Origin of the sequence: Chitinophaga sp., assembly GCF_019236475.1 — a bacterium.
Classification (GTDB): Bacteria; Bacteroidota; Bacteroidia; order Chitinophagales; family Chitinophagaceae; genus Chitinophaga.
In genome coordinates this window covers 162,579-184,687 of record NZ_JAFAIX010000014.1, presented here as the reverse complement: position 1 = coordinate 184,687, position 22,109 = coordinate 162,579, and the positions used below count along the sequence as shown (strand labels likewise).

The following is a 22,109-nucleotide window of genomic DNA, read 5'->3' as shown; positions in this document are numbered from 1 at the left end:
AATTATAATCTTTTGATACACCTTCTGCTATTATTTCTTCAGATATTTCCAATTCCTGATTTTTCCTTCGGCCATCCATTCTACGGCAGTGGCTATACGTGTTTGCCGGGTGGCTTCCGTTTTTGCTTCTATCACCCAGGAAACATATTCTTTTTTATTCGAGTAACTGAATTCCTCGAAAGTCTTGGCTGCTGCTTTATTTTTCTTCAAGGCCGCGAGTAAATCTGTGGGTACTTCCAATTCTTTCTTCTCTGTTGCTTTCGGTTTGGGCGGTGCTTTCACGCCTTCATCGATCAGTTTGGCGGCTTGTTTCAGGTATTTGATGAGTATTTTATCAGCAGGCAGATCTTGCAGACTGGTAATCCTGCCTAGGTGTCCCATGGCGGTTTCTCCGGTAGCGGTGAGGATTTTATCTGGATCTTCCATGACGGCAGCTTTCCAGAAATTCACCGCGCAATGTTGTTTGAAACCGGCGATACTGCTCAATATACTGCCGTTGTAATCGAAATGGGGGAAGCCCCATTTGATGGTTTCGGTTACATCCGGGCATGCTTGATGAACCAGTTGCCTATAATGCTGCAAGATAGGCTGTGCAAAGGCTGCGGCCTTGGCGATATAATCATCTATACGTGGATCACTCTTTATTCCTGTTTTTGAGGAAGAGCGGGAAGTTGTAGTCTTCATAAAACTTTATGTGGTCACCTGTTAAATCCATGATCGGCCCTTTATCATTTTTGGGCCTTGGGTATAGTTGTACATCGCTCATGTTGCTCAGTACCTTCCAGCCTTCGGGCGTTTCCTGCACGTTGATGATGTGCAGGGTTCTTAATTTCGGATTGTAATATGTTCTAATTTCTGTTATTTCCCAAACATTCATGCGCTGGGGTCTTGTATAGAGAAAATATCTTTTCGCCTCGTGGAGGGCTGCTGTAATGGGCATGGTGTTTACGGCCATGAAAACTTCTTCTAATCGGCGTTCCAGGACTTGTACCATATCATTGGTAATGGGCCTGGGTATTTTCGGGCTAGAGGAAGTGCCAAGCAAATAAAGCGCTTCGCGATAGAAGTCTTTACAGGCGCGGATTCTATCGGGGTCCCTGGCGTCGATGGCATCCCCTAATAAAAGGATGGCGCCTTCTGGAGTGTTGAGGTTATGTTCAAAATGATCATGACCATCATCCACTTGGTAGGGGAGTTGATCATAGATATTTTTTCTATAATAGCGTTCGACGTTTTTTATGCCGATGCGAATGGAATAGCCACCTAGTAGAAAACCGTCTTCCACCATCATCCAGTCGATGATGGCCGCTTCGGGTAATCTTATTTCCGTACCTGTTTTGTATTTCCTAGACCGACTCCTAGTACTGATAACACCATTGATGGTGCCATTTTCAAAACGGGGGTAGGTGAGCCATGGCTCGATGGTATGGTGTTGGTCTGTAATGCGTACCCTGACTGCAAAGCTGTGCTGATGTAGCCTGGGTTGCTGTAAGGAGCTTTTAAAATAGCCGATGGTGTGCAGTGCTTTATACAATAAGCGTTCGTAATTCTCCGGTTTCAATGGAGGTGTGGGTAAGCCTGCTTTAATTTCAGACCAGGGTTGGTCAATTGGGTTGAGTGGTCTGTCAAACAGGAAATTCAAAGCCCTGTTGTAGTGTCTTTTAAGATTTGTAACAGTTTTGTAGAGCATGTGAATGAATTTTCTAATGTATTCGATTATTTACAGGCTGGCTACGGGGATTGCACTATTATATACGACTAAAAAGGGGACCTGGGATTTTACCGGTAAAAATAGTTTCCTCCGGATTTACCGGTGGATATCCTATTTTAACCGACGTACCATACGTATTTACCTTTTTTGATATGTACAGGAATGCAATCCAGCGTACTTTTGTCTCACCATAAAATCAATCTACAACGCATGACTAACACTATAGAACAACTCCCTATACTGAATGTTGACCGGATCAGTGTATACTACGGTCAGTTTCAGGCAGTAAAAGAGGTGTCGCTGGACGTAAGGCCTGGAGAGATCTTCGGTCTGTTGGGTCCAAACGGCGCTGGCAAGACCAGTACATTGAGCGCTATTGAAGGATTAATTAAGCCTGCAACCGGGCAGATTAAAGTAGTAGGATTTGATATTGTGGGGCAGCCGTTATATGCCAAAGCGAATATGGGCGTACAGTTACAGGCAACCAGTTTTCAGCCTGAACTAACGATAACGGATATACTAAAACTGTATGCAGGTGTATATGGTGTGAAATTATCTAAAGAAGAAGTATTTAACAGGTTACAGGAAATCAAGCTGGAAGATGCCGCAGAAAAGAAATTCGGGCAATTATCCGGCGGACAGCAGCAGCGTGTTTCCTTGCTAATAGCTACTATACATAATCCCGCACTGGTATTGCTGGACGAGCCGACCACAGGATTGGATCCGCAGTCCAGACGCCAGTTGTGGGAAAGAATTGAAGCCATTCGGGCCAAAGGGCATGGCGTCTTACTCACCACACATTCCATGGAAGAAGCAGAAGCAGTATGCGACAGGATCGCCATTATAGACCATGGCCGCATCATTGCCATTGATACGCCAGAGCGACTCATATCGCTGCATCGGGAAGATCCCGAAGTGATCAGCGTATCCCGCAAAGGACGTATCACCCTGGAAGATGTATTTATTGGTTTAACCGGACGCGCAGTTCGTTCATAAAAAAAGGCCCTTATGGAAACAAGAATACCCGCAATAAAAGATGTATTAAGAACCCTGCTGCAAGCAGATTTCACCACAGTATGGCGTAACCGTCGTTCTTTACGAATGGTACTGCTAGTACCGATCCTGATCCTGATATCCTGGAAAGGCGCGGTAGATAAGATAGGGCCTGCGGTGGTGATGGCCAGCGCGATTACCATAGGATTGGCCAGTATTGGACTCTTGGGATACTCCGGTACCATTGCCCGTGACCGCGATAAAGGCGTGTTTCAGCGACTTCGCGTAGCGCCGGTGCCTACCTGGACGATCATGTTGAGTCGTATATCCATACAGGTTGGATTGATCGCCCTAATGACGCTGCTGATATTTATAGTTGGTTTTGCGGTAGATAAGATCAGCCTTTCCGCACTGGGATATGTGACTGGATTGCTGGTGACATTGTTGGCTGGCTGGTTATACCTGGGATTGGGTCAGTTAATAGTTGCGCTGATTAAGAATCCTGAAACGGTGAACTCCACTAGCAGGTTGGTATATGTTGCTTTCATTATGATCGGTATGTTGGGTCAGTTTGGCGCCTTCGGGAAAGCGATGAAAGATATCGTGCAATGGTCGCCATATGGAGTAGTACAGAAAGCTCTGGCAGGAAGTTTGCAACCATTATCATGGACGAGTGATCATACGATGGCATTACTCGCTACCATTGGATATACTGTGGTGTTTGTGGCGTTGGGAATCAAGTATTTCAAATGGGATAACAAATAAAAATATCGCTCTTTTCATAATCAGAGTCCGCAGGAGTTTATTCTTCCTGCGGACTTCTCTGTTTTATTTAGACATTTTACTATTCAGGAATTCCCATTCATTGAGGTGCGCATTGCGGTGTTCTTTCCGTACAATCGCATCAAAAGCGGGAAGCATATCTTGATGTTGGCTAGCCACGTCGTGTTGTTCATTTGGATCCGTTTCCAGGTTATACAGTTGCCAAGGCGCTTGTTTATCCTTTTTCATATCTGTTTTAATCGCTTTCCATTTTCCTTTTCTGATGGCCACGGCGCCGCCTTTCTCTGGATATTCGAAATAGATATATGCTCGTTGTTGCAGTGATTGCTCATTGCCTTTTAGCGCTGGCAGTAGGGAGACACCATCATTCGTGGGGGCAGTAATACCTGCAATATCCGCGAAGGTAGCCAGCAGGTCATATTGCACCGCGGGAGCTGCAGCAATACTGCCGGCAGGGATTTTTCCAGGCCATCTAGCGATGAGTGGTTCGCGGATACCTCCTTCATAGAGGTCCATTTTAAGGCCTTTTAGTCCGTTGACACTATTGAAAAATACCGGATCTACGCCACCATTGAAGGTAGTACCGTTATCGCTGGAAAACAGAATGATCGTATTATCATCCAGGCCCAGTTTTTTCACCAGGTCCATTACGATACCTACTTGTGTATCCAGGTAGGTAATCATGGCTGCGTAGGTAGAGAGGGGATATTTGCTAGGCGTATATCCTTGGTTGCCGAGGTAGGGTTTTTCATCGAACAGGCCAATGTATTTTCGTATAGCCGAGTCCGGAGCCTGGAGGGCAACGTGCGGAATGGTATAGGGGAGATAGAGGAAAAATGGTCGTTGGCGGTTTTCTTCAATGAACCGCACTGCTTTTTTCGTCAGTTCATCCACGGCGTAGTCGTTGCCTTTAAAGTAGTTAAAGGCGCTGTCTGTGGCTTCATCTGGACGTAGTGATTTATGTATATCGATGAAATGATTATTGAGTGGTTCTTTTTTCCCGTTTTCCCAGAGGTGGGTAGGGTAGTAGTTATGTGCTTGTTTTTGGTCGAGATAGCCGTAGAAATAATCGAAGCCTTGTTTATTTGGATCTCCGGTGGTGAAGGGCATACCGAGGCCCCATTTGCCGATAGCAGCGGTCTTATAGCCGGCTTTCTGGAGCATATGGCCGATGGTGATGGTACCTTCAGGGAGGGGCATTTGTCCGCCTTCCAGTGAATCGGCGAAACCACCCATTTCGTAATTCCCACGGATATAGCTATGTCCGCCATGGCGGCCGGTGAGGAACATACATCTAGCGGGAGCGCATACCGGAGTGGAAGTATAGAACTGTGTAAAATGGATACCTTCCTGGGAGAGCTGGTCTAATCGTGGTGTTTTGATTTTTTTTTGGCCATAGGGGCCTGTTTCACCTACGCCGAGGTCGTCGGCATAGATAAAGATGATGTTTGGTTTTTGTTTTTTTGTTGGTTGAGCCTGACTCTGAATGGCTCCGATACATAGCAGCAGTAACAAAGTACTGGTGATAATTTTCATGTTCCTGTTGTTTATACTAATCAAGATACGATGGGATCTAAAAATGCGGTAAAATAATTTACGCAATCGTTTGACTAATAGGATAAGTAGGGGAGGATAGAGAGACACGCGTCTCCCTATGGTTGTTTATTCTCTTTTATCATTTCCCATTTTAAAATTATATTTTGATATATCGAATAGGTGCTTATCTTTGCAGCCCTGAAACACAAATCAGTTGCTGCCCAGATGGCGAAATTGGTAGACGCACTGTGTTCAGGTCGCAGCGCTCGCAAGGGTGTGCTGGTTCGAATCCAGTTCTGGGCACTAAAGTGGAAAGGTCGGAGGAATCTCCGACCTTTTCGTTTTTAAGTACTTCTAAATCCTTTACTGGAAAGGCTATTAGCTCCAATATAGGGTTAGGTTCTATGGTTCGATAATCATTTTTTTCAAAAATGAGTTTTGAAGGGAACATCGAACCAATGATCTTTTGTTTGGCATCTAAATCTCCGTTCTCATAGTGCCATACTGCGTTTACAAGGATTGTCCTACCCTTATCTATATATCTTTGCTGTTCTCCATAATCAGTGACTAGTTCCATCTTTCTGCGTTCCTGTGCTTCGATCTCCGTTCTCAGGTTATTTTTGATATTGGTATATTCAGCCGGGCCAATCTCTGCATCCAACATTAGGGTTTGGGCATTGATGATTCTTTGTTTGAGTTTATCAATAGTTCCCTGGATTTCGGTAATCTGCTTATCGTTTTGTTCGTTACCTGCTTTTAACTCTCTGGATAAAATGTCCATATACAAATTGATTACATCTTCTTTCCCCTTTATCGTTCCCAGTTTCTTTTTAAATATTTCATGGGCTTCATCTGCCCTAAACCTTTCTTTGCATGAAGTACTGCTTTGGCAATGATAATAATAGTAGGTGCCGCCATTACCTTTACTTCCACTGCCTGTAATTGGCTTACCACATCTTTTACATACCAGGAAGCCTCTAAGTGGAAGATGCTCATCTTTTGCACTGCGTGCTTTGGTTATCTTTTTGCGCCCGCTTAACACATCCTGTACTTCATTAAACAAATTTTCGGAGATAAGTGGCTGGTGAATCCCATAGACATAGTGGGCTTCCTCCTGTTTGTAAGCTGATATAAAGATTTTCCCACAATAAACGGTGTTACGCACCAAGTTACCAATCTGGCTTTTTTTGATAGGCAGCCCTTTAATATTTGCCATTCGCCTGATTTTCTCCAAATCATGCACCCCTCTCGCCACTTCCTCAAATACCCACACGACCAATGGTGCCAGCTTTTCATCTATAACCAGAATCGGCTTGTCCTTTTTCCCTTTCACCGTTGTTTTCTCCTTTTCATTCAAATAACCTACTGGAGCAATTCCCAGATACCGGCCTTCCTTTTTACTGCGCCGCATACCCAATAGGGTATTGAGCGCCCTGCGATCATTCTCCACTTCTGGCGCGGCTAAATAAAAAGCCAGCATCATTTTATTTTCCGGTATGTCCAGGTCAAGAGGCTGCTCTACTCCCTGCGGTTCCACCCTCATCTTTCTCAATACATTTATCATGGCGTAGGCATCCCCGGCATTGCGGCTAAATCTGTCCCACCGGGTAAATAGCAACAAGTTGACGGTCCCTTTATGCTTTTTGATAGCCATCAGAACCTGGTTGAAAACAGGCCGCTCGAAAGTCTTTGCGGAATAATCTTCCTTGTAAATTCCGAGTACAGAAATGTTGTTTAATGCACAATACCGGGTCAGACATTCTTCCTGCACTTCAGGACTGTATCCATTAAGCTGCTCGTCTGTGCTGACGCGGATATAAAGGAGCGCATTTCGTTGTGTCATTGGTGGAATTATTTATTGGGTAAGAATTTGTTAACTGTTGTTGTCGGGTTTGTAATTCAATGGCTACCATCCGGTATAAAAAATCCCTTATAATCAGTATCTGCTCATCTGTAAGCAAATTATCCTTTAACACTTTTCTACAGGTATCCAAAGATATTATGTTGGTATATAACGGGGAATTCTCTTGTTTCATTTATGCTTATTCCGGGTTAATTGATAAGCTCCCATCTACAGGCTAACTGCAATTCCTAATAAATAATGTCGCATGTAAGTCAGTAGGAAAGCATAAGCAGTGAAGGAGGGTACAATCGTGAATAATATACCCACGATTGTATAACAATCAGCGAGCCTGTTTAATCCTCTCCCGTCTCATCCTCTTTTATCTTGCCACAGGTGTTTTTTTCAAATAAATATGCCTGTAGATCCTGCATACTAAGCAGAATACGGCTATGTTTTTGCCTTTGCAGATTTTTTATTTTTCCTGTGGCTATTAAATAATAAACGTGAGATACTGACAGATGCAAATATGCCGCGGCTTGCTGTACAGATAGTAGGCCAGCAGGAATTTCTGTTTTTGCTGTTTGCTGAAGTAATAGATCTACTTTATTGCTCAGGGTATTTACTTGTTCCTGAATTACTCTTAGCTGTTCTTGCATGTGAAATAGTTTAGTGATAGAAAACAAATCTTATTCATCCTCATTATCATCGTCATCTTCATCTTCGTAATCATCATCATAATCCGCGATAGCATTTTCAATTTCGCGTATAACACCTCGTTCTCCTTTGTTATACTGCAACTCAATAATGATGATATCATCATCTTCATCGATTCCAGTAATAGAATTAGTGATTTCATTTTTTGAAATTATACCAGCTACTGTGAGGAAAATTTCACTTGGTACATGGAAGTCTTTTGCTGTAATTGTGGTAGCCATTGCGTGTTTAGTTTAAATGATTACGAAAAAAGAATAAACCAATGGCGAAGATATAACGGTGGGAAAAGGTGCTTTCCTTCTTATGCTCGATTATGCGCGCTTTATGTCAAATATTGTCAAATTATTACCAAATTTTCCAGTTTAGGTAAACTGACACAGATAAATAGATATTTGAAATTGATTTGAAAACTAGTTGCAAAACAGTAAAAAATAATAAGAGATAATTAAAGACAATTAGGGAACAAAAGGAATTCCTTTAAAGTGGGACTCCTTATTTAGAATCCACCTATTACTGATAGCTGAAAGATCTAATCCTATCCGATCAGAACCTATTGAAATGGCCGCCATGTCATTCATAGCGGCCACGTTTGACCTATTAACTTAACTCTCATCATTATTTTCAGAAAAACCCTCCTCATCCCCCCACCAGTCTGGGCAATAATTGTCTATCAGTTGATCTTGTACTCTATCAAACAATTCAAATAGCTCAGACGCCACAGTAGGGAAACACTTGTCATAATATGGCTTCCCACTAGTTATTTCTTGGGTCTGTTCAATATATATTTTTTTCAAACCGGCATTTAACTTGATAATATCTGCTTGTTGAGATAACTGAAGCAAATTGCTAGAAATTACCGATTCCTTTTGAGGATAAGAATAATTTAAATGCTCAAGATTATCTAAAAAGATGAAAAAGTGAGGCAGTTCATCCAGTACGGACCGGAACCAAAGAGGAATTTCCAGGGATTCCCTAACAAAATCTATTGTAGCAAATCGGAATCCCCTACTTATCTTTCTAACGCGACCAGGCATAGCCAGAAACAGAGAAAATTCAATGTGGTCGTCACTTAAATTCGATTTGTATTCCCTCATACTAGCAATGTTTAATAAGGTTAAATATTTTCTCCTGAAACTCCTTTTGCATTGATAAGGCGACTTGGGAGATCTTTTCTTTTTCTACGTTGCTAAGCCCTGTTCGAATAACATCTTCCTTCTTTTTTAACCGCATTTTTCGATAATAGGTTGGAATACTCCAATTAAAATCATCACATAGTCTATCTCTAAAACCCACTGCACTTTCATTATACAAGTCATGTAGCTCACGAAGTAGATTATCTTTATTTTCCATCATAAAAGATTGATTTTAAAAAGTTGGGATTGTTACAGTAAATATGTTCGTGCCAGGCATGGGACTTTCAACAAAGATATCTCCATGCATTGTTTCAGCTAGTGACTTGGAAATATAAAGGCCCAAACCGCTTCCCGCTTTTCCCTTTTCCAGTGAATAATACGCTTCAAATACCTTAGTTCGTTGGTCTACAGGGATTTCAGATCCTTTGCTCGCGATTTCTAATACCAGATTGCAATCAACAATTTGTGCATACAACGTGATTGGCGTGTTTGGATGGGAGTATTTTATCGCATTTAAGACCAGGTTGGTAATTATCTCACGTAGTTTAGCTTTATCTGCATGCCATTCTGTACCCTCCGCAATCCTAGTAATCAGCTCCATAGTATTCCCGCTGACACTACTAATAGGCGTGAAAGGAAGTATACAATCTTTTAGAAATGGTACTATGGTAAACTGCGCAGGGGTAATCTGGTAATTAACTTGGTCTCGCTGGATTTTTGAGGTGTTTATCAAATTATGATACACCGTCAAAGCATTGAGGGCGGACATTCGAATGATATCAAAATAGGAAGCAGCATTTGACTTGTAAACTCCGGTTTCCGCATCCCAACATTCCTGGATACTATCAATTGCCATAGCTATTCCTGCAAGTTGTCCTTTGATTTCGTGTCCAAGTGTAGCAAGGAATTCCAGAATACCATAAGGGGGATCTTGGTCAGGTTCTTTATGTTGTTTATAGTGAACATAGATCGCCTCTAAAAATTTTTCAAAAGATTCCCTAAATCCATTAGATTCCCATTGGGATGAAATGCCCGACACTTTTATTCTTGTATATAATGCTTCGAGGTTTTGTCGCACTTCAAAAAGAGGAACTGTGCTGATAAAGTTCTCCACTACAGAAAATGGAGCATCAAAATCTTCCAGGGCCAGTCGTACCGGTAGTTTTAACCAGGTGGGATATAAACGCATTGAGTTCATACGGAAAACCGATTGTTTTGATTGATTAATTTTCCATAAGTGGCAGAATAAGTAATATGACTGCAGAACCATTCAGTTAAATGATTACCTGTCGGAGATCCGACAGGTCTTACTTTCAGAAGAAATATAATAACCTCTATCTGGGGAGCCAGGGTGAGGGATACAGAAGTACTTGATACACTTGTATACTCATTGGATGAATTATGCCACTAACCCAATAATTAGCTGTAAAATAGAATAGGCACTAGCAGTCAACACATTCTTTTCAGATTGTGTAATGAGTAAGTATTATTCTGACTTAAGGAGATGAGATGTAAAGGGGGCCGACAGGATATAAAAATGGCGTAGGTTATGTTCTTGTCGTTCTCGACGGGCTACCACACCCTAAACAACGGAACAAGAACGCCTACACCAGTATGATATAGGCGCTTCACTTGTAATCTCCGTTGTTTTTGAAAAGTGGTAGTTTTCGAGAAACAGAGCAAGCAAACACGCTAACGATATTTTTTGTGCCTGCGAAAATACATACTTATTAGGAAGTATCCATACAGATAAAGATTCGCATATATTCTTTTTTATTGTTTCGTGAAGATAATGAAAAATAAATTAAATCTCCCCAAAATGTAGATAAATCTACATAATAAACATGTAAATAATCAAATAAAGTAGATTTTTTATACTATAATGAATTAATTCATAGGTACTTATGAGGTTATTATATTTTTTCTAGCTATTTTTAAGTGCATTATGCAATTATGGCTAAAGGATTAAAATTAAATCGGATTAAAGTTGTTCTGGCGGAGAAAGATATTGACCAGGTAGCACTCGCAAAGATGGTAGGGAAAAATTTCAATACCATTTGGCGGATTTGTAATAATGCCACACAACCCTCTCTTACACTTTTATTTAAAATTGCTATTGCTCTCAATGTTAATGTATCGGATCTTTTGACTGACATTAATGAGGTTAAGCGTCAATTAAAGGAGAATCCTGATATTTCAGAAGACTGAATGTAGCAAATAGCCATTTGGGGGATTATTCATAATTTACATTAGGTAGCCTATTTTAAGCAATTCATAATAGCGTTCCTAGATGCTAAATTTTTCCAATGATTTCTCTTGAGAATGCTATATTCTAAGAATATGTAATTGATATGATAGATCTCAAAGAATTGAGAAACCAGTACTCTGGTGTTATCCATCCTTTATACAGTGCCTTCGGCAAAACTATTGTCGATACGATTCAAGATGAACTTGAAAAGAAAAGTATTAAAATTCACGGTATTTCCTACAGAGCAAAGGGGCTTGATAGTCTATTAAAAAAAATTGACAAAAAGAGTAAATACAATTTGTTGGAAGAGGTCACGGATCTGTGTGGAGTACGTGTAATAACATATCTTGAAAGTGATGTTGAGAAAGTATATGAAATAATTAAACAGACCTTTGCAGTTGACAAGGATAATTCAGTTGATAAACGAAATAAGGATGCTGATTCATTTGGCTACAAATCCTTACATATAGTCACAAGTTTGCTAGATACATGGTCTTCTGCAGGGATCTATGCTAGATTCACAGGATTGAAGGCCGAAATTCAAGTTCGATCTATACTACAGCACGCCTGGGCTGAAATTGAACACGACCTTGGTTATAAAGCAGATGAAGAATTACCATACGAATTAAAAAGAGGCTTCCATCGTTTAGCGGCAGGATTAGAATCTGCAGACAAAGAATTTGATCGCTTAGTTGAGGCAAAATTCAAATACCAAGGAAGTATCACAAGTGATATGAAAAATTCCTCAGTACAGCCTATCCTGATAAATTCCATTTCTCTATTTGAATTTTTGAAAGAGGATAGGATTTTTGAGGAGATTCGTGAGATGATGGTTAAGGAATGCGGAGTAATAGGTTTTGTTGAAGGAAAGGATTATAAAGAAATACTTGCCAGACTGAGGTTCCTTGAAATTCATACTATTCAAAATCTAACGGAGATTTTGAATGAAAATGAACAACAATTAAAGCAATTTGTAAAATTGCTCTTTAAAGAAAGAAGTGATCGTAGATCAAACACGGCTGTAATAGACCAATCTCCCCTATTTTATCTTTTGCATTACATTGCCGCATCCAAAGGTGAGCAAACATTTAACGAGTATAAAGATTATGGAGACTTTAAATTACGGGAAGTCGTGAATTTTTTAGACCTCTATAAGAGATCTCAATTAACATAAAGTGGTGTTCGTATATCATAATCAAATTATAGCCAATGGAAAAGATTGACCAATTTGATAGATATCTCAAAAAAGACCAGAGTTCTTTGAACAGATTGCAGCCTTGGAAGCGAAGCATAGTACCAAAATCTTATCCAAAATGAAAACACGGCGATTTGATTTTGATAGCTTTACCGGTATTATGGCAGAAATTGATTTTGGTTTTTTTTGGATACTTTCTGCCAGCATCTTGTTTTTGAGCCGAATTTTAGCGAATTAACTCCTGACTGGCAAGTAACCATTGAAGGACGGGAGGTGATTGTGGAAGTGGCTAAACTTAAAGATACAAATGAAGTTGAAAGGCAAACACGCCAAGACCAGGAAAGCGGGAGAAATCAATTTCATGGCCCCAACGTCCATATAACTTTATAAAAATCCCCACGATGAACCTTACAGTAGTTATCATTCTTTCCCTCCTTGAGAGCCTTGTAATATGCTTTTTAGTACGGGCTATTCAACTGAAAAGGACATCTATTACAAGACCTCTTTGGTATTTTGTTGGTTATAGCCTTGTTTTAAGCTTGCCAGTCATTATTATTAACCTGGCTTTGCTGAAAAACCATGCAGTCGAAAGTAAATTTCAGGTAGAAGTATTAAGTAGGAAGAATGATTTTCCGGTATTTGATACCATGGATTTAAATCATCGACCTTGTTTTATTGTTGTAGATAAACGTATCATTTTATCAAAAGGGAATAATTTTAATTCAAACTTCATAAAATCCGATTCTTCTCCAGCAGGTTTTCCGAAGGAAAACCGCCTTTCCTGGTGGGTTACTAGAAAATTGAGTAATGAGAAGTACTATACTAGCTTAATTACTCAAACACAATTAAACTATTATAAGAAGTCAATAGAGGATAGCATTCTTGCTGCTATTGATACCTTGATAATATGCAAATTCCCTGAAAGAGTATCACTGAATGAGCAGTTTAAAGGTTTTGTGATTGCCGGGAAATCATTACGTAATCTGATAATTAATGGGGAGGTTGGAGCAAACATTATTGATCAGATCTCCTTAACACCTGAATTGGAAATCCATTTGGCAAATACCTATGATAGTAGCTTCTTTTTCAGAAATAGTTTAGGTGAGGAAAAACGCGAATTACTTGCTGGCTCCACAACTGATTGGGAATACTATATGAAATCAATTAAACCAGGTGACTCACTTGGGGTCGATGTAAGAATGAAACTAACTCTTCAAGGAGGAGTTGGGACAACAACTTTATACCTCGGCTTGAAGAATAACTATATCTCAGTCAGAGATTTAAACATAATAGAGAAAACTGTTGAGTTTGGTAAAAACAACTGGGCATTTATTCTTGGACCTTTTGGCGGGTTAATAGGAATTTGGAAATGGTTAATTCCTTGGCTTAAAAGGAGATGTGCGCGTAAAAAACGAAATCATATTGGATTCCCTAGTGTACAGAACAATAACAGTAGGCGTTAAATCGCCACATTTAATGGAGTTAGGTGGGATGTCTCTTGTGGAGTATCGGAATATTAATTGAGTAAAGAACAGTATTCCTTCGTTTCATTGTTAACTTATTCAGCGTACATAAAAAAACCTAAAGATGCAATTTGCTCCTTTAGGTTTTTATTTTTCTAGCCAACAACTCATTCTTGTATAAGAGTTGTTAGCTAGTTCTATTTGTGATGAGTTTAAAATCTTTGTTTTGACCTCCTCCCCAAAACTGTAGCGTTGAAAATTGGAAATTTCGGGGTAATGGCGGCAACGATCCTAACGGAGATAATATAGGGGGGAGGTTTGGTGTTTATATTCCCGTAGAAATTAAAGAGGATGCACCTATATGGATAGAACCTGTAGTTTGGTTTGGTAATCTTTTTGAGGACGGTAATATGGATTTCTGGAAAGATAATTTTTCTTTTGGATTCAACGTATCTATTGCGTTAAAGAAGTTTTCGCCGTTTGGGTAAAAGTAAAAGATTTAATTCAAATTGAAAGCAAAAGAATCAATATGACCTTAATGACAACAGCGAATAAAAGCCTAATACTATGAGTAGAATTAAAGATTACATGATTGAGCTGCAACAGCAAAAAATAGACGAAAGGATAGCACAAAAACTCGGCTTAACCTTAGAAGAATTTGAGGAGTATATCGAATCTCAAGGCGTGGATGAAAGCGAAGATGGGTTAGTCTACGGATTTTATTTCCATTTTAACGAGGAGATGCCCGAAGAAGTAAGGAATAAAATTATCGGGTTAGAAAATAATTCCGTGTTTGTCGATCCCTATTTCTATGAAGATGAAATGAGTTACTACGATGAACAATATGATGCTATTCACGGTGGGGGACATGATTCTCATTTCTATGAAACAGAATTTGAAAATTTACGAAAATTGAACGCAGTCGAAACAGGAAACGAGCAATTAAACTCCATTTTAAGGCGCCAGGTTTATATTGCCGCGATTGGAGTGACTGAGGCTTTTCTTAGCAGCACTTTTATTTCAAGAGTAATGGAATCCGACACATTGCTAAAAAAATACATTGAAACAACACCGGCCTTTAAAGAGAGAAAATTTGCATTCGCGGAAGTATTCGATGCGATGGGGAAATTAAAAGAAATTGCTAAACAAGAAATGTTAGACGTCATTTATCACAACTTGCCAGTTGTCCGCGGGATGTTTCACGACACTTTTGGAATCGACTTTCCGCCTATCGGAGAAGTTATGAAATGCATAGCTATACGACATCATCTTGTACATCGCAATGGCAAGACAAAAGATGGGGATTTATTGGACATTAATGCAACTATCGTCGCTGATGTCATTGATAAAACCTTCGAACTCTGTAATGATGTTAACGCCAAACTAAATTCCTCACCCTTTTAACCGAAATTTCTCTTGTTTTCAAAACAATTTTGAGAGTAATAAAATAAAACACTAGGACAATGTAAAATCAAAAATACACTTGTTATTTATTGATACTACTTAATAGTTCTGTCTCATATTCTACTTTATAATGCTTATATCAATTAATATTACACATATATAATATATAAAAATCTATTCTACTTAAATTTTAAATATTACCTAATTGTGTATATTTGAGAACTATACATGCACCCCAGAATCATATACCATGGCATTGATCCGCCCACGACTTAATGACTATCATAATTTACCCTTTCGTCAAGGGGATGTCGAGTTTGCAATACCGTTTTTAGATGAAGATATTCCGTTATATGTAGATCCTTTTTTATTGTGGAAGATTAGCTCCCAGCAAGACAATGCGCTGCACGCTTCTCTTGTCAATTCTTTTAACCAATTGGGACATTTATTTGTAAAAGGCAAAGAAGTTGAAGCCAGAAAGATTTTAATCGAATTGACGGAATGTAATGAGGTTGGTTTAGGAAATTCAAAAACAAGACAGGGGAAAAAAGTAGGAGAAAAAACAGCAAATGAGATTCTCTCATTATTTAAACTCGTTCCCCAGGTGAATAATCAAGGGTTTCAACATTTTGAAGAGATTCAGTTGTTTATTGACAATATTTCTAAGGATAGAATAAGTGACATTACATGTTCATTAATAAAATCTTTCCTAATTGACTTTACAATAGATCAATGCCAGAAATTACAAATACCAATAGAAAAATGTACAATACCAATTTATGATTATAAGACTCAAAAAATTAAAATAGAAGAAACGTTTCTTCCTATAAATCCAGATAATCAGCAACCAATAATTCTAACACCTAAAAGATGGTTAAGGTATGTACCTTGGATTAATTATGATGATTACTTTGAAAATTATTATATTAAAGACGTTGAAAAGACATTTGATGGTAAACTAAATAGAGTTCAAATTCTGAATTTCAATCGAAATAACTACGATTTAGTACAAACATATATTTCTTCAAAAGAACGTAGTAGTGAAAACCTAGCAAATGACCCCTTGTTTTCTCAAATCCCAGTATTGTCAGCGAAACGAAAATTTGCATCAATACTAAAGCTGCCTACAGGGAAAACTAATAATGCTGATAAGGAATATGAAGATAATATGGTTCAAATAATGGCCTCTTTGTTATATCCTCATTTGGACTTTGCAAAAGAACAAAGTAGAACCGATTCAGGAACACAGATCAGAGATTTAATATTTTATAACAACCGCTCTTTTGACTTTTTAAAGGATATCTACGACACCTATGATTCAAGGCAACTTGTAATAGAACTAAAAAATGTAAAGGAAATTGAAAGAGAACATATCAATCAATTAAATAGATACTTATCAGAGCATTTTGGGCGCTTTGGAATAATCTTCACTCGTAAGAAAGTGCCAAGAAATATTTTCCAAAATACAATAGACTTATGGTCTGGTCAAAGGAGGTGTATAATTGTCCTAGATGATTCTGATCTTGAACTGATGTGTGAAGTTTATGAAAGTAGACAAAGACACCCGTTGGAGGTAATAAAGAGAAAATATATCGAATTCACAAGGAGTTGCCCATCTTAAATAGAAAACATGACAAAGAAAGACGTAGATACTTTTGAAAAACTACAAGCACAATTAGAAGGTTTACATACAGAAATAAGTGCATTATCAAAGAAATCTCAGAATGACGCATTGAATAAATTCAAACTCAAATTTGTAAATCAAATTATTTCAGAAGCAAATGGACTATTAGGTGATAAATACAAACCATTCAATAGTTTTGAATTGTTTGACGAGAATGATTTGCCTACAAATAGCGATGTGGCTATGATGTTAACTCAGTACTTAAATTGTTTGGAGAAGCTAAGAGCTGATAACATAAAAAAAGAAAGTAAATATCCTGGCCATTGGTATTGGCTTGTTGATGGGGAGCTATCAGATATTAGAACTGTCACACCCAAAATAATAAAAGAGAAATAAATGGCAAAGAAAAAACTCATTACCAGTAGTAAGCCAACAAAGGCACAAGCTGAGCAATTTGATATGCTTTTTCCAATCCTTGAATCAGTTTTCAATGAAATTAAAGAACTCTCAAAGAAGAAGCAAGACGGTGCTTTGAATGAAATTAAAGTCAAGATGACTAATAGGATTTTGACGAAAGTTAAAGCCATTCTTAATGATGATCCAACGTTGGAGTTCTTAGATCTGCTTGATGAAGATACTTTACCAACTAATAGCGATGCAGTATTAATTATAGCTCAGTTCAAAGCTGCTATGGAACAATATAAAGAAAAGCATTTTGGTTGGGATGGTCTTGATCACGCTTGGACTACAAGTGATTAATTGATAGGTAACCAAATAGCTAATCAGTTCTCAGTCAAAAGTAAAGCCCGTTCTAAGAATGGGCCTTACTTTTGGTATTAAGGGAGAACACAGTCCCTAATGAACATTAGCGCAATTCATTGTATGTTTTACTTAATTTACTGACAATCAACATAAATTGGTTCGATAACCCTCCACTAAGGGGCACGTTAATAGGTTGTCTTTACTTAGTAGAGACAACCTATTTTATTTTCGGTGAGTCTCAAAAAGTCCCGCTATTTCTCGCTTCTTCCCACTATCTGCGACACTCGAATGACACGCACTATTGAGTGCAGCTTTCTTTGCATAATTACATTTGGGGATCGTGGAAACCTAATTTATTTTTCGATCTTTTGAAACATAGCGAACAACGCAATATTGACACATCATATAATTTGCTTTTTGGATGAATCTGAAGTTGAGGAAAATAAAAATGATGTTTATTTCTGAATGAAATAACGGGGATTGCTTCAATGTTATTTTTTCTTCTTGATTTAAGAATAATTAAATTAATGATTATTTTGCTGACAGTTGTTACCCACCTATTTTGTAGGTAATAATTATTGAGTGGATATGTTGTCCCTGATTAACGCTATACTTATGAATGATATCTGTATTGTACTATGCTGCGCACTGATGACTTACTGTTGCCAGCTTGTTACCAGACTATTGATGTTTGATATTTCCCGAATTGCCACAACCAGTCATGGTGTATTAGTAAATGCTTGTTGTTAGCCTTATACACTTCAATTTCCTAAGAATATATAATGCCGTCATGGAACGTTACCCCTGCCCGAAAACCCGGCCGGTCGCGTGTTTTATCGGTGTATAGCACAAGTGATTCCGGACAGGAGCCCATAAAAATTTAATTAGTTGTATTCAAAAAAATAACAATAGCATGAAAACTTGCATGTCCCTCTGGCTAAAAAGAGTGGCAATTATTATGGCAATTTGTTTTGGGAGAGATCTTGCTTTCGGACAATCCAATCAATTAAATACTGTCATTCCTCCCTCTCCGCGTTCCAGAGAGTTTGAGAAATTTATTAATTACCCGGTTTCATTGTATAACGGATTGCCACAGATCGGTATTAATTTTTACACGATTGAACTGGGTAGCGTTAAGATACCGATTGGCATTGCCTATCATGCATCCGGTATAAAATTCGGACAAACAAGCGGTGATGTGGGGCTAGGCTGGGGCCTGGAGCCAGGATTTCGTGTATCGCGAACGGTACACGGCCGGCTGGATGAAGCCTTTGATATGCCCGATATGAATAACATTGCAAGTGACAAAGCGATTGGCAGTTATCTCAGCAGTTTTACGTCTAAGTATGACCGTGACAGGTATCTGGCCCGGTACATGGTAATGGTACCAGGTAGCGACATACCTGCTGTTGCGGCTTCTCAGAACGATTACCTGGATGGTCAGTATGATTTGTTTACCATTGGGATGCCCGGTAACAGTGGGAATTTCATCATTTCTAACCGGCAAAATAAAACTGTAACAGTTCTTGATAACGCCGCATTGCAGAAGATTAGTTACGCCACAGGAGATATTGGTATTGCCGAATTCAATACCACCGATGGTAGCGGTATCCAATATCAGTTTGGAGTGTCCGGTGGCAATACAGAGAGCCATCAGGTTTATATCAATGGTACTTACCGGAAGTTTAATACTGCATGGTTGCTGGGAAAAGTTAATACACCTTTCAATGATTCCATTACTTTCCAATATCAGCCTTTTACGGAGGCCAGTCAGGGAATGCCTGGTTATAGCAGGACTTTTATAGAAGGGGATAGAAGTTCTTGCGGCGATTGTATTACTTCTTCAGACAATAACAATAAAGGAGAAGGGCAGCCAGCCACTATTAAATATTATTATACACAGTTGCTCACGGGTATTATAAGCCCGAATGAGGTGGTAACACTTTCCCGAAATATTAATGGTTCTGTAAATACCATTACTATCGCGAACAGAAAGGGAGTCCTGTTAAAAAAGGTTACTTTCTTTTATAGTTCAACAAATGCTGCTTATTTCCTGGATTCTCTTCAGGTAGCTGGAGCGGATAATGTGGTGGTTGAAAAGTATGGGTTTGACTATACTTCAAAAGATGTCCTCTTTCCCAATTATGACTGCTTCGGATATGGATTAACCAATCCGGGCGGGGGGGAAAGTTATTGTAACTATCGTGGTCAGTTTAAATATCACCAGGTCGGTATTGATCCTTATGAACAGACAAGCAACAATCCAGAACTCCAGTATATGCGGTGTACTGCGGATTATCTTAAAACATCCTACATCGATGGAACAGACAAACGACTTCCGGCGCTTGATGCCGGTATGTTAAAGCGGATAACATATCCTACCGGTGGCACTCAGCAATTCGTGTTTGAAAATAACAATTATGAAGTGTTGGTAAACGGTACTCTTTATTCCAGAAGTGGCGGCGGGTTCAGGATTGGAGCTATTATCAGTGATGATAAAGTGAGTGGTACTACAATGACAACGAGATACATTTATAATCACGGACAACGAAGCTTTGATCCAACTGATCCCAGTTACAGCATAACCCGGAAGGTGGCACTGGGAATTCTGTCATGCTCTAACCCACGTGTATATGGCCTGAACAGAACCACTTTTTCTGCCCCTTATAATGAAGAGGTGGCAGAAGCCTTGACGCAGGAACATAATGGCTGGTATACCAATGTAAGGGTGGAAAACGGTGTCGGGGCAACGGAGTATAAATATGCGGTATCAAGTACAGCCAGTGGCTTGAATCTCTACCCGCTTAATGGTACTTTTTCTCCAACGGGTAACTATTGTTTGCAAACATATAATTATTGGAATAAACCGTATTTACAGGAAAAAAGTGTTTATGAAGTCAAGCCGATTACAGGAAACACTATCAAACAAAAGGAAACTTACGAATATACTATGCCTAGTCCAGCTCCTTTGGTGGATGAGTTTACGGGGCTGAAAGTAGCGGCATTTGGGTTGGCTTATAAAGTAGATGTTCAAAGTTCACCAACTCCTACCTATGACCTGTATGAGTCGGGACTCCAATCTGTGTTTAACTATTTACCATATACCATTACCAGTGGAGAAATCCTGCTCAGAAAGAAAACTACTACAGTTTATGATATGTTGACTGGCGAAAGCAGTGATATCGTTTCTGAGTATAGCTATACGTATGCTAATTTGCCTGCTACGGAAAAAGTGACAAACAGCAAAGGAGAAGTCATTTTTACCAGCTACAAATATCCACTCAATTTTACTGGTATTTCCGCTACAGATGCTGTTTCTGCTGGGGTGAAGCAATTACAGCGAGTGGGAGCTGTTACTCCGGTTATTGAAAAAAGTACTTATCGGGCGAATGCAGATATGACAAATAAGCGATTGATATCTTCCCTGTTTTTCTCTTACAAACCGGATGCTCCTTTACTTGATAAAGTATTCAGAACAGATTTAACATCACCGGCACTTTCCTTTACTGAATCAGGTGTCCAAGGAGGTGTAGTAACAAAGGATAATATTTACAAGGAGAGTATCAGTTTTGATACCTATGACGTGAAAGGGAATATACTGCAGCAGTCAAAAACCGATGATGTGAAGGAAGTATATTTCTGGGGGTATAACAATAAATACCCGGTCGCAAAAATCATGGGTAGCGACTATAACACCGCAAAGCAGTACGTTGATCAATCAATACTGGACAATGCTGCCAACTTCTCAGATGCAGCTGTTCAGGCGGAACTTGGAAAACTACGAACCGGCTTAAGTACAGCTATGGTATCGACTTACACTTATCGTCCATTGGTAGGAATGGGAAGTGCCACTGATCCTATGGGGAAAACGACCTACTATGACTACGATTACTATGGCCGGCTGAAAGCGGTGAGAGATAATAACAGCAATATCGTGCGTCAGTACGATTATCAGTATCAGGCTCCCAGCACCCCAGTGTGGTTCAATACCAATACTCGCCAGACATTCACCCGTAATGACTGTACTATAGGTGGTGGTACCGCAGTGGAATACGTGGTGCCGGAAAGAACCTATTATTCTAATATCAGCCAGGCAGATGCAGATCAGAAGGCACAGAATGATATCAAGGCTAACGGCCAAGCCTATGCGAATAAATATGGTTCCTGCATCTTCTTTAAAAATGAAAGAAAGAGTCAATGGTTTACCAGAAGTACCTGTACAGCGGATTCCGTTGGGAGTAAGATAGTATATGAGGTGCCGGGGGGGACCTATACCTCGGCTATTAGCCAGGCAGACGCCGATCAACAGGCATTAAATGGCATAAATTTGAATGGGCAGACATTCGTCAATCAAACTGCCAGGTGTCTTCAACCTGTGTATGCCAAGCTAAAGTTTGAAAATATTGTACAGTCACCAACTTCTACCATCGGTGATGTGGTAGTGCGATTTTACAGCGATGGGGCGTGTACGGTTCCGTTATCACTTCCCAACAGCATTGTTGTGACAATAAAAAGCACGAAAGTGACCACTCCGGATAATACAACAGTGATCACTACTGAAAATTATGTCTGTTCCGGATCAAGTACCGTCCTGAAGGCTGCTTTCCTATTGTCTGACCGGCAGTCACAGGCGCCAGGTGCCCCTGCCACTAACTATACATTCACCTTACAAAATGGCTACGGATATACCGTTCGGTAAT

18 protein-coding genes, 1 tRNA gene and 1 pseudogene are annotated in these 22,109 nt (G+C 39.4%); 11 read left to right on the top strand and 9 right to left on the bottom strand.

Features of this window, described 5'->3' with window-relative positions; translation table 11 throughout:
- Window positions 1-30: 30 nt before the first annotated feature.
- Entirely contained in the window at window positions 31-684 is a 654-nt protein-coding gene (locus JO154_RS25990; RefSeq protein ID WP_291952017.1) for a YdeI/OmpD-associated family protein, read from the bottom strand.
- Window positions 635-1,690 carry a DUF2314 domain-containing protein gene (locus tag JO154_RS25985; RefSeq protein WP_291952016.1) on the bottom strand — a complete coding sequence of 352 codons (1,056 nt, stop codon included), beginning with the start codon at window positions 1,688-1,690 and terminating at the stop codon, window positions 635-637. Before JO154_RS25985 ends, JO154_RS25990 begins: the two co-directional genes overlap by 50 nt.
- 231 nt (window positions 1,691-1,921) lie before the next feature.
- On the opposite strand from JO154_RS25985, the gene JO154_RS25980 reads away from it, so the two are divergent.
- Window positions 1,922-2,707 carry an ABC transporter ATP-binding protein gene (locus JO154_RS25980; RefSeq protein ID WP_291952014.1) on the top strand — a complete coding sequence of 262 codons (786 nt, stop codon included), beginning with the start codon at window positions 1,922-1,924 and terminating at the stop codon, window positions 2,705-2,707.
- A 12-nt stretch (window positions 2,708-2,719) separates the two neighbouring features.
- Entirely contained in the window at window positions 2,720-3,469 is a 750-nt protein-coding gene (locus tag JO154_RS25975) for an ABC transporter permease (RefSeq protein ID WP_291952012.1), read from the top strand.
- 63 nt (window positions 3,470-3,532) lie between these two features.
- Here JO154_RS25975 and JO154_RS25970 read toward each other — a convergent pair whose 3' ends face one another.
- Entirely contained in the window at window positions 3,533-5,023 is a 1,491-nt protein-coding gene (locus JO154_RS25970; RefSeq protein ID WP_291952010.1) for an arylsulfatase, read from the bottom strand.
- A gap of 219 nt (window positions 5,024-5,242) precedes the next feature.
- Here JO154_RS25970 and JO154_RS25965 point away from each other — a divergent pair.
- Window positions 5,243-5,326 (top strand) — tRNA-Leu (locus tag JO154_RS25965).
- 577 nt (window positions 5,327-5,903) lie between these two features.
- On the opposite strand, the pseudogene JO154_RS25960 reads toward JO154_RS25965, so the two are convergent.
- The 6 genes and pseudogenes from JO154_RS25960 to JO154_RS25935 form a co-directional block, all read right to left on the bottom strand.
- Window positions 5,904-6,866, bottom strand: a pseudogene (locus JO154_RS25960) (recombinase family protein); the annotation flags it as partial.
- Window positions 6,867-7,219: 353 nt separating this feature from the next.
- Window positions 7,220-7,522, bottom strand: a complete 303-nt coding sequence (locus JO154_RS25955; protein WP_291952007.1) for a helix-turn-helix domain-containing protein — start codon at window positions 7,520-7,522, stop codon at window positions 7,220-7,222.
- A 30-nt stretch (window positions 7,523-7,552) separates the two neighbouring features.
- Window positions 7,553-7,801 (bottom strand): hypothetical protein, encoded by a 249-nt coding sequence (locus tag JO154_RS25950; protein ID WP_291952006.1) that lies wholly within the window; start codon window positions 7,799-7,801, stop codon window positions 7,553-7,555.
- Between the two features lie 381 nt (window positions 7,802-8,182).
- Window positions 8,183-8,674, bottom strand: a complete 492-nt coding sequence (locus JO154_RS25945) for a hypothetical protein (RefSeq protein WP_291952004.1) — start codon at window positions 8,672-8,674, stop codon at window positions 8,183-8,185.
- 1 nt (window position 8,675) lies between these two features.
- A complete protein-coding gene (locus JO154_RS25940) occupies window positions 8,676-8,933 on the bottom strand; it encodes a hypothetical protein (RefSeq protein WP_291952002.1) in 258 nt (85 codons plus the stop codon).
- A gap of 12 nt (window positions 8,934-8,945) precedes the next feature.
- Complete coding sequence (locus tag JO154_RS25935) at window positions 8,946-9,911, bottom strand: HAMP domain-containing sensor histidine kinase (protein WP_291952000.1); 966 nt, start codon at window positions 9,909-9,911, stop codon at window positions 8,946-8,948.
- 755 nt (window positions 9,912-10,666) lie between these two features.
- Between JO154_RS25935 and JO154_RS25930 the strand changes: the two genes are divergently transcribed.
- From JO154_RS25930 to JO154_RS25895, 8 genes are all read left to right on the top strand, one after another.
- A complete protein-coding gene (locus JO154_RS25930; protein ID WP_291951997.1) occupies window positions 10,667-10,921 on the top strand; it encodes a helix-turn-helix transcriptional regulator in 255 nt (84 codons plus the stop codon).
- Between the two features lie 143 nt (window positions 10,922-11,064).
- Window positions 11,065-12,135: a hypothetical protein gene (locus JO154_RS25925; RefSeq protein WP_291951995.1), complete on the top strand. Its 1,071-nt coding sequence runs from the start codon at window positions 11,065-11,067 to the stop codon at window positions 12,133-12,135.
- Window positions 12,136-12,557: 422 nt separating this feature from the next.
- On the top strand, window positions 12,558-13,619 hold the full coding sequence (locus tag JO154_RS25920) for a hypothetical protein (protein WP_291951992.1): 1,062 nt from the start codon (window positions 12,558-12,560) through the stop codon (window positions 13,617-13,619).
- A gap of 567 nt (window positions 13,620-14,186) precedes the next feature.
- Window positions 14,187-15,023 (top strand): hypothetical protein, encoded by an 837-nt coding sequence (locus JO154_RS25915; protein WP_291951990.1) that lies wholly within the window; start codon window positions 14,187-14,189, stop codon window positions 15,021-15,023.
- Between the two features lie 250 nt (window positions 15,024-15,273).
- Window positions 15,274-16,644 carry a hypothetical protein gene (locus JO154_RS25910; protein ID WP_291951988.1) on the top strand — a complete coding sequence of 457 codons (1,371 nt, stop codon included), beginning with the start codon at window positions 15,274-15,276 and terminating at the stop codon, window positions 16,642-16,644.
- A gap of 9 nt (window positions 16,645-16,653) precedes the next feature.
- The gene (locus tag JO154_RS25905; RefSeq protein ID WP_291951986.1) at window positions 16,654-17,043 is read left to right on the top strand and encodes a hypothetical protein; all 390 of its coding nucleotides are present in this window, start codon (window positions 16,654-16,656) and stop codon (window positions 17,041-17,043) included.
- The gene (locus JO154_RS25900; RefSeq protein ID WP_291951984.1) at window positions 17,044-17,406 is read left to right on the top strand and encodes a hypothetical protein; all 363 of its coding nucleotides are present in this window, start codon (window positions 17,044-17,046) and stop codon (window positions 17,404-17,406) included.
- A gap of 916 nt (window positions 17,407-18,322) precedes the next feature.
- A complete protein-coding gene (locus JO154_RS25895) occupies window positions 18,323-22,108 on the top strand; it encodes a DUF5977 domain-containing protein (RefSeq protein WP_291951982.1) in 3,786 nt (1,261 codons plus the stop codon).
- The last annotated feature ends 1 nt before the right edge of the window (window position 22,109 follow it).